Annotated in this window: 11 protein-coding genes; 4 read left to right on the forward strand and 7 right to left on the reverse strand. The window is 68.7% G+C overall.

What is annotated here, in order from left to right:
• Window positions 1-454: 454 nt before the first annotated feature.
• From tyrS to GVY64_RS23920, 3 genes are all read right to left on the reverse strand, one after another.
• The gene (gene tyrS / locus GVY64_RS23910) at window positions 455-1744 is read right to left on the reverse strand and encodes a tyrosine--tRNA ligase (RefSeq protein WP_159845475.1); all 1290 of its coding nucleotides are present in this window, start codon (window positions 1742-1744) and stop codon (window positions 455-457) included.
• Between the two features lie 660 nt (window positions 1745-2404).
• The gene (locus tag GVY64_RS23915; RefSeq protein WP_159845478.1) at window positions 2405-3046 is read right to left on the reverse strand and encodes a DNA-3-methyladenine glycosylase; all 642 of its coding nucleotides are present in this window, start codon (window positions 3044-3046) and stop codon (window positions 2405-2407) included.
• A 213-nt stretch (window positions 3047-3259) separates the two neighbouring features.
• Entirely contained in the window at window positions 3260-4405 is a 1146-nt protein-coding gene (locus GVY64_RS23920) for a low temperature requirement protein A (RefSeq protein WP_159845481.1), read from the reverse strand.
• Between the two features lie 204 nt (window positions 4406-4609).
• Here GVY64_RS23920 and GVY64_RS23925 point away from each other — a divergent pair, with 204 nt between their 5' ends.
• The 4 genes from GVY64_RS23925 to GVY64_RS23940 all read left to right on the forward strand — a co-directional run bounded on the left by GVY64_RS23925 (window position 4610) and on the right by GVY64_RS23940 (window position 8375).
• Window positions 4610-6124 carry a multicopper oxidase family protein gene (locus tag GVY64_RS23925; RefSeq protein WP_159845488.1) on the forward strand — a complete coding sequence of 505 codons (1515 nt, stop codon included), beginning with the start codon at window positions 4610-4612 and terminating at the stop codon, window positions 6122-6124.
• Window positions 6125-6211: 87 nt separating this feature from the next.
• Window positions 6212-6943, forward strand: a complete 732-nt coding sequence (locus GVY64_RS23930; protein ID WP_159845491.1) for an ABC transporter ATP-binding protein — start codon at window positions 6212-6214, stop codon at window positions 6941-6943.
• A complete protein-coding gene (locus tag GVY64_RS23935; protein WP_159845494.1) occupies window positions 6940-7734 on the forward strand; it encodes an ABC transporter permease in 795 nt (264 codons plus the stop codon). The genes GVY64_RS23930 and GVY64_RS23935 overlap by 4 nt, the downstream gene beginning before the upstream one ends.
• A complete protein-coding gene (locus tag GVY64_RS23940) occupies window positions 7731-8375 on the forward strand; it encodes a TetR/AcrR family transcriptional regulator (protein WP_159845497.1) in 645 nt (214 codons plus the stop codon). Before GVY64_RS23935 ends, GVY64_RS23940 begins: the two co-directional genes overlap by 4 nt.
• 31 nt (window positions 8376-8406) lie before the next feature.
• Here GVY64_RS23940 and GVY64_RS23945 read toward each other — a convergent pair whose 3' ends face one another.
• The 4 genes from GVY64_RS23945 to GVY64_RS23960 all read right to left on the reverse strand — a co-directional run bounded on the left by GVY64_RS23945 (window position 8407) and on the right by GVY64_RS23960 (window position 12186).
• The gene (locus GVY64_RS23945; protein WP_228830084.1) at window positions 8407-8841 is read right to left on the reverse strand and encodes a L,D-transpeptidase; all 435 of its coding nucleotides are present in this window, start codon (window positions 8839-8841) and stop codon (window positions 8407-8409) included.
• 283 nt (window positions 8842-9124) lie between these two features.
• Window positions 9125-9352 (reverse strand): Trm112 family protein, encoded by a 228-nt coding sequence (locus GVY64_RS23950; RefSeq protein ID WP_159845503.1) that lies wholly within the window; start codon window positions 9350-9352, stop codon window positions 9125-9127.
• 9 nt (window positions 9353-9361) lie between these two features.
• Window positions 9362-9835, reverse strand: a complete 474-nt coding sequence (locus GVY64_RS23955) for a GtrA family protein (protein ID WP_328820997.1) — start codon at window positions 9833-9835, stop codon at window positions 9362-9364.
• Window positions 9836-9933: 98 nt separating this feature from the next.
• Window positions 9934-12186, reverse strand: coding sequence for a hypothetical protein (locus tag GVY64_RS23960; RefSeq protein ID WP_159845509.1), 2253 nt, complete (start codon window positions 12184-12186; stop codon window positions 9934-9936).
• Window positions 12187-12236: the final 50 nt, after the last annotated feature.

The raw sequence follows: 12236 nt of genomic DNA on the forward strand, positions 1-12236 counted from the left end.
GAAAATTAGCTGACAAAAAATGTCCGACCCTCCACACGGGGAGCGGAAGAGCCGGAACCAAAATAATATTTGGCACTGACATTCATCGACACACTATTGAGTTCTCAAAGAACACACGCACACACATCCGGGCCAGTATCGACCAGACCTTCCGTGAGGCAACTTTCCCAGTCTAACCAAGCAGTCAACCGAAGTCAAGACTATCGGAAGATCCGCGTTGGACTGGGCTACCAGGCGCTCCTCGTCCTACCTCGTTTCCCGGTCCCGCTTGGCGTCTCCGCCTCGCTTCGGCTCCGGGTTGGTGTCCGTGTCGCTCTGACTTGGACTAAGTTACGCGGCGGAAAACGCTACGTCAAATCGCCTGGACCACCCGGCGTTTCCGCTGGTCAGAGGCCCGCGATCGCTGTGAAGGCCGGCTTGAATCACACGGATGTGATTCAAGCCACCGCGATCGTCACACGCCTGCCCGCAGCACCCCGGCGAGGTTCTTCTTGCCGCGCCGCAGCACCAGCCAGCGTCCGTGCAGGTAGTCGGCGTCTTCCGGGGTCCACTCGATATCGGAGATCTTCACGTTGTTCACCGCGGCGCCACCTTCGTTCACCGCGCGCCTGGCGGCGCCGCGGCTCTCGGACAGGCCGGTCGCGACGAGCAGGTCCACGATGGTGTTCGGCTCGCCGGCCTTGATCTGCGCGACCTCACCGTCGATCGCCGCTTCGCGCAACGCCGCGCCGAGGGTCGCCTCGTCGAGCTCGCGCAGTTCGCCGCGACCGAACAGCGCCTGACTGGCCAACTGGACCGCGCGGGTGTGGGACTCCCCGTGCACCAAGGTGGTCATCTCGGCGGCGAGCCTGCGCTGCGCTTCCCTGGCGTGCGGGCGCTCCGCGGTCGCGCGCTCGAGCTCGTCGAGTTCCGCGCGCGACAAGAAGGTGAACCAGCGCAGGTAGCGCACCACGTCGGCGTCCGCCGTGTTCACGAAGTACTGGTACCAGGCGTATGGGCTGGTCATCTCGGGATCGAGCCACAGGCTGCCGCCGCCGGTGGACTTGCCGAACTTCTTGCCGTCCGCGGAGGTCACCAGGGGAACGGTCAGGGCATGCACGGACGCGCCGTCCACCCGGCGGTTGAGTTCGACCCCCGCGATGATGTTGCCCCACTGGTCGGAGCCGCCGACCTGCAGGGTGCAGCCGTACTTGCGGCGCAACTGCAGGTAGTCGTTGGCCTGCAGCAGCATGTAGCTGAACTCGGTGTAGGAGATGCCCTCGCCGTCCAGGCGCCGCTTGACGGTGTCGCGCGCCAGCATGACGTTCACCGAGAAGTGCTTGCCGACATCGCGCAGGAAGTCGACGGCGCTCAGCGGGCCGGTCCAGTCCATGTTGTTCGCGATGACCGCTCCGGTCGGCGAGTCGTCCAGGTCCACGAAGCGCTCCAGCTGGGAGCGAATGCGATCGGCCCAGCTCGCGACCGTGTCGGTGGAGTTCATGGTCCGTTCGCCGACGTCGCGCGGGTCGCCGATGAGGCCGGTGGCCCCACCGGCCAGCACGATCGGGCGGTGGCCGGCGCGCTGGAACCGTTTCAGCGCGAGCAACGGCACCAGGTGACCGGCGTGCAAGCTGGCCGCGGTGGGATCGAAACCGGCATACAAGGTCAGCGGCCCGGCGGCCGCCGCCGCACGCAAGGCATCCAGGTCGGTGGACTGCGCGATCAGACCGCGCCAGGTCAGTTCGTCGATGATGTCGCCGCTCACGATGTCCTATCTTTCCGCACGAGGTCCGGGGCCTCGTGTGCACCTCAGTGTCACGGTGCGGTGCGGGTGGGTCGAACGATTTCGGCGAGTCGGTCCGCGATGTCGGCGGGAATCGTTCGCACAGTCGACACGGGGGGCGATCGCGGTCGAGTACCGCTGTCGAGACGGCGCAAGGCTGCCTACGAGCGGCACAGCAGCGATCAGGACGTCGGGGCACTGTCGCGCGAGCCGAAGTTCGCCGGTGAACGAGAACCTCGGTCACCGGTGGCGGCCCCGGCTGGGCTGGTCGCGGGCCATGAGCTCGCCCGGGTTCGATACGACCGAGCGCCGACCAGCGAGCGCGGCGCACGACCTCCACGAGTGCTCGGCAGGCGCACCGATCCGAACGGCCCAGGTGTCTGCGGATCGCCCCAACGCCGGTGACCGAAGTCCACCGGCCGTCCGCGTTGCACGTGCGGTCAGCTCGACAGCGTTTCTCCACCGCAGAGAGGCCACAGGGTGCGATCGAGCACCTTGCCCGGACGAACTACTGCGATGCGTTTCCGGCGATGGCGGTCATCCCTCTGTCCTTCAGCTCGATCGCGCCGGGTCGATGGCACGTTCCTCCGATGGGACGAGCCGCCGCGCACGTCGAGCGGCGGCGGAACTTCCTCCGCCTCGTCAGGCCGACTTCGTCGCGGGCAGCGGAGCACGCGGGCTGCGCCGGTAGACCGACACCGCTCGCGACTCCGGCAGCCAGAAACGCCACGGCACATCCGCCGCGCTGCTGACGCCGACCCGCGGACCGCTCGCGATCTCGGCCGTCCGCACCGGACTGCGCAGCTCCAGCCGGATCGATGACGACGGGTCGAACAGGCGAGTTCCGTAGTCGTTCAAAGTGATTCCCAGCGCGCTGCCGAGATTGCCAGGGCCCCGGGCCAAGTCGAGATCGGATCGAGCCCCCGGCCGCCGCGCGCGCACTGCTTCGAGGCCCTCGATGACCTCGCCGGAGCGGATCAGCGCAGCACTGGCGACTCCGTCCGGCCCGCTCGTCACATTGATGCAGGTGTGCATGCCGTAGCTGAGATAGACGTACAGCACACCGGCCGGGCCGAACATCACGTCATTGCGCTTGGTCCGCCCGCGACCGGAATGCGAAGCCGGATCGGGCCACGGCCCCGCCGGGTCTCCCCCGTAGGCCTCTACTTCGACGATCCGCACACCGACCGGACCCGACCACAAGGTCGCCCCGAGCAAGCGCCGGGCGGCGGCCGGCGGTTCGACGGCAAGTTCCTCGACAGAGTGGGCACACACAGCCGCCATTCTCCTCGACGGCTACGACAAGGGTTCGCCCAGCCGCTCGGCGACCGCTCCCCTTTCGGCGTGGCCGGTCGCGCCACGAGAAGCGACACCGAGGTACGCCACACCCGTGGTCGCCCTTTTGCTGTCGGCATGACCGGTAGCGCCACGAGAAGCCACACCGACGTACGACGCATTCGTGTTCGATCTCGCTATCGGTACATCGACCGAACGCGGTCAGAAGTACGCGCTGTGCTCGCCGGACCGCAGGGTGAGCAGATCGTCGGCGATCACGGCGACGTAGCCCACGACGACGATCGCGGCCAATTGCGCCCAGGACACCCAGTAGACGCCGATCGGCGTGGTCGCCGCGACCGCGAGCGCCGCGAGCAGGCGTGCCCAGGGGCGCGGCAGTCGCAGGACGAGACGGAACGAGAACTGGCCGAGGAAGTACAGCGCGACGCCGCCGGAGAGCGCCGCGGCCACGGCGACCGAGGTCGCTTCGTGACCGTGGGCGATGCTCATCTGGATGCCCGCCGCGGCCACGATGACGCCGACCAGCAACGGGTACAGGGCATAGCCGTAGGCCAGCACGGCAGGCCGGGAGCGTTCCCGGTCCGGCACCGCGGCCAGGGCGTGCTCCCCTCGCTCGTCGTCGACGCCGAAGTACGCCCACCACAGGACGTAGGCCAGGCCGAGGCCCAGCCCCACGGTGGCGATGAGCTGCACGGTGATCTGTTCACCGGCCAGACCGGCGCCGATGGCGACGATGGATTCGCCGATCGCGACGATCACGACCAGGCCGTGGCGCTCGCAGAAGTGACTGGCGCGGACCACGAAGTCCCCGGTGTCGACGAGGTAGGGGCTGATCACCTGGACCACGAAGGCGGTCCCCCAGCACGCGTACTGCGCCCAGCCGTGCACGAATCCGCCCGCCAGCACGAGGGCGGCGGCCACCGCGTTCAGTGGACCGATCCGCCGGATGGCGTTCGTCGCCGATGCGCCGCCCGCCGAGGCGAACAGCGCGGTGTGCACGGCGTTGACCAGGACGTATCCGAACCCGAAGGCGATGCCGGTGCCGTGGAACGCGTCGGGGATCGCCAGGGCCAGCACGAAGAACGCGAACATGCCGACCAGCAGCCAGGTGCGCCGGGTCGTGCTGTTCGGCGCGACCTCGTTGGTGAGCCAGACGTAGCCGGAGTACATCCACCAGATCAACCCGAACAACAGCGCCACCTGGGCGAGCGCCTGCCAGCCCGGATGGTGTGTGTAGACGTGCGACAGCTGAGTGATGGTGAGGACGAAGACGAGATCGAAGAACAGTTCGAGCGTCGAGGCCCGCACCTGGCCGCCGTCGGCGGACAGGGCGCTCTGGTTGGTCACGGCTGGGAGCCTAGAACGGCCGTCGCCGCGCCGCTGGAAGACCGGCCAGTCTGTTCCATTCGGCAGGAGATGGACCGAGGGCGCCGATGGTTCGACTGCCGGCACACCCCGAAAGGTCACGCCACCGGCCTCGGGGGCGTATCGGGGAGGAAATCGGGATGGTTCCGGATGTGGTGCGGGAGTGCGGATTTCTACCGTCGGTCCATGTCTTCGGATGCCCGGCCGCGCAGGCGGCTGCTCGTGGTTGTCGTCTGCCTCGCGACCTTGCCGATCCTGATCATCGGCGGCGTCGCCTGGATATACGCCGGTGCGGTCGTATCCACCGTCGGCGAGACGGAATTCCGGAACGAACTCGCCATCCCTCCGCTGGCTCCGTCGCGGGTCGGCGCCGACGGCACGCGCACGTTCGAACTCGACATGCGCGCCGGGCAGCGCGAATTCCTCCCCGGCCGCGCCACGCCGACCTGGGGGTTCAACGGCGACTACCTCGGTCCGACGCTGCGGGCGCGGCGCGGGGAGACGGTAGCGGTCACCGTGCGCAACACGCTGCCGGAGGCTTCCACCGTGCACTGGCACGGCATGCACCTGCCCGCGGCGATGGACGGCGGGCCGCACCAGATGGTGGCGCCCGGCACCACTTGGACGCCGCAATGGACCGTCGACCAACCCGCCGCGACGCTGTGGTACCACCCCCATCCGCACGGCGCGACCGAAGCCCACGTGCGCCGGGGACTGGCGGGCATTTTCCTGCTCGACGACGACGTGTCCAGCACGCTCGCCCTTCCCTCGCATTACGGCGTGGACGACCTGCCGGTGATCGTGCAGGACGTGAAATTCGACGGCGCGGCCTTCGACTCCGCGCATGAGATATTCCGCGACGTCGGGTTCCTCGGCGATCGGACCATGGTCAACGGAACGTTCGCGCCGTACCGGAACGTCGGCGACGAGCTGGTCCGGCTGCGCCTGCTCAACGCATCCACCGCACGGGTCTACACCTTCGAATTCGCCGGCGGGCGACCGTTCGCGCTCGTCGCCACCGACGGCGGCCTGCTGGAACGACCGAGCACGCAGGATCGGTTGCGGCTGTCGCCGGGTGAGCGGGCCGAGATCGTGGTGCGGATGCGGCCGGGCGAGCGCACCGTGCTCCGCAGCGGCGAACTCGACGCCGGACTCGACTTCTGGACCCAGCGTTTCGCCGGCGGCGACGACACCTTCGACGTCCTCGAATTACGCGCGGCCGATACGCTGCGGCCGTCACCGGAACTGCCCGCGCTCTTGGCCTCGTCCGCGCCGCCGGACGGCGGTGACGCGGTCCGGGAACGGCAATTCGACCTGAATCTGGCCGGGATCAACGGCACCCCGATGGCCATGGATCGCATCGATTTCGCGGTCACGCGCGGCGCCACGGAGATCTGGGTGGTGCGCAACAACGACGGCATGCCGCACAACTTCCACATCCACGACGTGCAATTCCGTGTGCTCGCGGTGGACGACGGCCCGGTGCCCGCGGCATCGACCGGTCCGAAGGACACCGTTTTCCTGCCGCCGAACGGCACGGTGCGACTGGCCATGCGGTTCGACGGCCCGGCCGATCCGGACGCCCCGTACATGTACCACTGTCATCTGCTCTGGCACGAGGACCTCGGAATGATGGGCCAATTCGTGGTCGTGGAGCCCGGACAGACCCCGGGAACGCCACCCGCGCACCACGGCCACTGATTCCGCGCACATCGCTCTTGCCTGTTCCGCGCGGGCGCGCTAAATTCATCGCATAGTGAATTCAACACTCGATGAATTGAGGCGACCGTGTCGCAAGCCACCCCATCCCCCGCCGTCGAGGTGAAGAATCTGCGGGTCCACCGCGGCGGCCGCGAAGTACTGCACGACGTCTCGCTCACCATCCCGCGCGGATCGATCACCGGCCTGCTCGGCCCGTCCGGATGCGGCAAGACCACGCTGATGCGTGCCATCGTCGGCACTCAGATCATCGAATCGGGCGATGTCAGCGCACTCGGGCGCCCGGCGGGCTCGGCCGCCCTGCGCCACCTGATCGGCTATGTCACCCAGGCGCCGAGCATCTACAACGACATCAGCGTCCGCGAGAACGTCGCGTACTTCGCCGCGCTCTACGGCCGCGACCGCGCCGACGTCGACGACGCGATCACGGCGGTCGGCCTGACCGACCACGCCCAGCAGCGCGGTGACGAGCTGTCCGGCGGGCAGAAGACCCGCGCGTCCCTGGCCTGCGCGCTGGTCGCCCAGCCGCAACTGCTGGTGCTGGACGAGCCGACGGTCGGCCTGGATCCGGTGCTGCGCGTCGAATTGTGGAAGCAGTTCCACGAGCTGGCCGCGAACGGGACCACGCTGCTGGTGTCCAGTCACGTCATGGACGAGGCCGAGCACTGCGACCGGCTGCTGCTGATGCGCGAGGGGCAGTTGCTCGCCCAGCTCAGTCCCGACGAACTGCGCACGCAGACCGGTGAGCAGAACCTCGAGACCGCCTTCCTCACCCTGATCACGATGGGACAGAACGCATGACCGCCCTCTCCGAAGCCGCGCCCCGGCGGACGCCGACGGTGCGCCCCTACGCCGCGACCACCGGCCGCATCCTGCGGCAGCTGCGCAACGACCACCGCACCGTCGCGATGATCCTCGTGGTCCCCGCACTGCTGATGGCGCTGCTGTATTTCATCTACAAGGACACGCCGACCAATCCGCTGAACCCGGTCTCGCTGTTCGATCGGGTGGGCATCAGCATGCTGGGCATCCTGCCGTTCATCGTGATGTTCCTGATCACCGCGATCGCCATGCAACGCGAGCGGACCTCCGGCACGCTGGAGCGGCTGCTGTCCACGCCGCTGACGAAACTCGACCTGCTCGCCGGATACGGCACCGCGTTCTCGCTGGCCGCCGCCGCGCAGGCGGTCGTCGCCTGCCTGGTTTCGTTCGGCTTGCTCGGGCTCGACGCGGCGGGCAGCCCGAGCTGGGTGGTGCTGATCGCGGTGATCGACGCGGTGTGCGGTGTGGCGCTGGGGCTGCTGGCAAGCGCCTTCGCGCGCACCGAATTCCAGGCCGTACAGTTCATGCCGGTCGTGGTCGCGCCGCAAATCTTCCTGTGCGGCTTACTCGTTCCCCGCGGCCAGCTGCCCGATTGGCTGGAGGTGATCAGCAACGTGATGCCGCTGAGCTACGCGGTCGACGCGCTGCAACAAGTTTCGACGCATCCGGAGGTCACCGGCGAGATGTGGCGCGATCTGGCCATCGTCGCCGGATTCGCGATCGTCGCCTTGTGCCTGGGCGCGGCCACGCTACGACGGCGGACCACATGACGGCAGGCCATGGTTCCGGCGGCGCCGAGCGGCCTGCCCGCACGGGCCGCCGACCGGGGCAATCCGGCGCCCGCGAGGCCATCCTCGCGGCCGCCCGCGCGCGTTTCGCCGACGTGGGCTTCGACAAGACGTCGGTGCGCGCCGTCGCCACCGACGCCGGGGTGGATCCTGCGCTGGTGCACCACTACTTCGGCACCAAACAGCAGCTCTTCGCCGCAGTGGTGGACTTCCCGGTGGACCCCGAGGCGACACTGCGCACCATCGAGGCCGCGCCGTTGGACAACTTGGGCGAGACCATCATTCGTGCGGTGCTCGGGGTGTGGGATTCGCCCGCAGGGCCGGGTGTGGTCGCCGTGGTGCGCAGCATCCTGGCAGGCAACGACGACCCGTCCCTGGCCAGGAGGTTTCTGTTGGAGGTCGTTCTGGAACGCGTCCGCGTGCGCATCGCCACCCCGCAGGACGACGGCCGGGTCCGGATCGGCCTGGTCGCGTCCCAGATGATCGGCGTGCTGGTGGGACGCAAGATCGTCGGGGTGGAACCCCTGGCCTCGATGCCCGCCGCCGACCTGGTCGCGGCGGTGGGCCCGACGCTGCAGCGCTATCTGACCGGCGACATCGGCGCGGAGTCGACACCCCGCTGACCGCGCCGCTCACCGTGGCGCGCCGGGGCCGTTACTCCACGACTTCGACGACGTCACCAGGCCACAGGTACTCGTAGAACGCCTTGGCTCCCTCGTGGGTCATCCGGACGCAGCCGTGCGACTTCTTTTCGATCGGGCCGACGTGGAAGGCGATGTCACCGTTGAAGAAGGTCGCGTACGGCATCGGAGCGTTGTGCATCGTGCTCCAGTGGAACTCTTTCTTGAACGACACGTGGAAAACCCCGGGCGGCGTCTCGTATCCAGGCATTCCGTGCGAAATCGGCGTGGGGCCGTAGACCACCTTGCCCTCGTCCATCAGCCAGGCCTCGTCGGTGGACAGCCGCATGCACGCACGGGCCGCCGTGGAGCACGGCGCGACGGGAGGCGGGGGCGGAATCAACGCGGGCATACCGGGGATGTCCGGGCCACCGGGCCAGAGCGGTTCGGCCTGGGCGGGCACCGCCATGGTGAATCCCGCCGCCGCGACTCCGAAGGCAATCGCACATCGAGCTGTCCAGTTACGTAAACGCGTATCGCTCATTACGTTCCCGACCTCTCTCCCATCGCCACTCGTGCCGCTCGTCCGACCGGCCGCGTCACCCCTTCGCTTGAGCGAGCGGACCGTTCCGAGGTGCAAATGATCATGGCGGAGCCGGTTCGGAACGGTCAATGGACGCAAAACGACCGTGACGGATCCGTTGCCGGGCGACGGGCGAGTCGTGAGCGAAGCCGGACGGCAGGGCGGTGGGTCAGGCGTCGGCCTGCGCGGTGAACGCGTCGTGCTCGGCGTCGGTGACATCCCTGGCTTCGTCGACGAGCAGGACCGGGATGCCGTTCTCGATCGGGTATGCCCGGCGCAGGCGCGGGTTGTAGAGCAGCGCGCTGCCGTCGGCGGCACGGACCAGGCGCAGCGGGCCTTTGTCCTGCGGGCAGGCCAACAGGCTCAGCAATGTGGCATCCAAGGTGTGCTCAGGCATACGAGAAACCTACCTTCCGGCCGGGCCGGTCCGAGAACCGTCCGTATCGACCGCGGGTGTCCGGCGGAACGAGATGTGGCGATGACCGAAGAAGCTCGCGCCCGCCACCAGCGCCATCACCGCGACCGCCGACGGGATGCTCGGCAGATGCAGTAGCGAGACCCCCAGCTGGAGCAACACCATGTTGAGCGCCAAGCCGCCGGAATTCACCGCGACGAACGCGAGGAAATCCCGCACCAGGCGCCCGCGCACCCGGAACACTAGGGTTCGGTGCAGGACGAACGCCACGACCACGCTGATGCTGTAGGCCAGGGCGGGTGCGAGCGCGGCGGGCGCCCGGTTGCCGAGCACCGCCAACCACAGCACCGTCAGGGCCATGCCCAGGCCGGTGTTCACCATGCCGACGATCGCGAACGCGATCTCCTGGCGATGCACCATGCGCAGCAGCGGGCCGGGGTCGGCGGGAAGCGCCGCGGGCTCCACGCCTTCGGCATCCGTCTCGAAGGCCCGGGCCGCACCCGGGCTCCCGGCATCGGACCGCCGGACAGCCGGCGCACCCGGTCGATCCGCCGCGCCCGCGCTCATCGGACGGCGTCGGCCAAATGGGTGTCCGGGGTCGCGGCCGTGTCGCGCGGCGACGGCGCGTCACTCGCTTCGGCCGACCCGTCGAGCCGCCGCCTGCCGCGCAGGTAGGCCCACTCCAGCACACCGACGCCGAGCAGCCCGACCAGGGCCGCGGCGACGCCGATCCGCCAGCCCGGCGGTTGCCAGGACAGCACCAGCTCACCGGACGTACCAGCCGGAACATCGACGGCCACAAAGGTTTTGGCGACCAGCGCGGAAGGGATCGCTCGGCCGTCGATGGTCACCCGGTACCCGGGCCAGCCGAGCCGGGCGAACACGATCCGCCCGCCTTCCGGGGAGCTCACCCGCACCCGGCTGGTCGTGTCCGATTCGGCGACCGACGTGGCCGTCACGCCCTGGGTGGCCGCGATCCGGCCGTCCCGGCCCGAGATCGGACCGTCGACGCGTTCGAGCACGGAGATGTACTTCTCGTGCCCCGGGTAGTCGACCCATCTCCAGCCGGACGGCGCGGATTGGTCGCGCGCGTCCGGGTAGAGAGCGCGCTGCAGCACGACCCGGTCGACCTTCATCAGATCGACGATGGTCCGGCCGGTAGTCGGTTCGGTGCCGAACGCACGCCGGTAGGCATCGGGGCAGACGCTGGTGTCCCAGCGCATGCACAACGTCTCGCCGAACCAGTAGTGGCCGTTGGGGGTGTACCCGCTGACGTAGGTCAGCTCGAGATCCTTGGCGTAGTTGCCGAAGACCAGCGATCCGTACGCGCCGGAAAGGGTGCGTTCCGCAGGCGGAATCAGCATGCGGTCCGCCAGTTGCAGCGTGGTGCCGGGAAAATCGGGGAACGCTGCCTTCATCTCCGACCGGTTCTCCGGGAGATTCCAGCCCATCGGAGTCGGTTGCGCCGCCCATACCTGCAGATACGCGATCGGGAATACCGAAACGACGATCAGCGCACACGCGGCGGCCGCGCCACGGCTGCGCCCGAGCCGGACGGCGGCGGCGCCGAGCGCGGCCACACCCAGCGCCGCGACGACATGCCGGATCACCTCGTGGGGCGCGGCCGAGAAGGAACGCGCCCACAACAGACCGATGAGCACCGCGGCCGCGACGCCACGCCGCCGCCAGTCCTGGACGGTGGCGAAGCGGCCCAGCAGCACGCACACCAGCACCAGCAGGCCCAAAGCCACCATCGGGAGCACCCGCGCAGGCCAGCGCAACGGGCCGACAGCGCCGGGACCGGCCGTCCACATCAACGCCATCACCGCGAACAGCGCGGGCGCGACGAGTTCGCGCGCCGCGCCGAGCGCCTTGCGCCAGTCGACGAAGGCCAGCGCCGGAACCAGGAACCAGGCGATGTAGACCACCGGCATCGGCTGCACGTAGCCCCACCAGGAGCTGAACGCGGGCAGCGTGCTGGGCAGACTGGCGTTCAGCGACTCCGACCACGGCACGGTGAGGAACTGATCGTTGTTGATCTGCGCGGTGCCACGCCAGGTCACCTTCGCCGACAGCATGCTCGGCAGGTAGGTCGCCAACCCGGCCAGCGCGGCACACGCGGCGACCGCCAGCAGGCGCAGCGCCGGACGCCACGCCTTCTGATACACGAGTTCGCCGACAGCGACGGCGCCCACCATCAGACCGGCTTCCACCGCGGGGAAGATGTACTGCACCGAGATGGCCAGATAAAGGAAGACGAAGGTGGGAATCGGCCCGCCGCGCCCGCGGGCGTACCGCACGCCGGAGGCCCACGCGTGGGCCATCCACGCGGTGCCGGTGAAAGCGGTCATCCAGCTGGCTTCATCGAAGAACAGCAGCCAGCCGGTGAACGGGATGGCGGCGCCCGCGACCGCCGCCCAGGGCGCCTTCGCGCCGTAGGCCAGGCAGATCCGGTAGACGCCGAGCGCGAGGACGATGGCGAAGATCAGTTTCACCACGGTGGCGTACAACGCGAGGTTGTCCACCGACGGCGCGATCAGATCGATCAGCAGCTGCGGCGGATTGAGCAGTCCGGCTTCTTCGATGGTGTAGTTGCCCGCCATCCAGTGTTCGGGGACGAGCGCAGGCAGCCGCCCTTCACGCAGGTACCGGCCGAGCATCACCCATAGCGGCGCGTACTGCGATTCCGTGTCGTCGGTGTAGAAATGCCGGACGTTGGCGGCTAGCACCGCACCGTATCCCGCGACCACCCCGAGCGCCGTGATGACGCCCCATGTCCAGACTTCGCGGGAAGGAAAGGTGCTACGTTCGGCCACGAGTCCCAGACCCTACCGTCAACGCGGTGCCGCACGGGCAAGCCAGTGCC

This window comes from Nocardia sp. CY41 (assembly GCF_009829325.1).
GTDB lineage: Bacteria > Actinomycetota > Actinomycetes > Mycobacteriales > Mycobacteriaceae > Nocardia.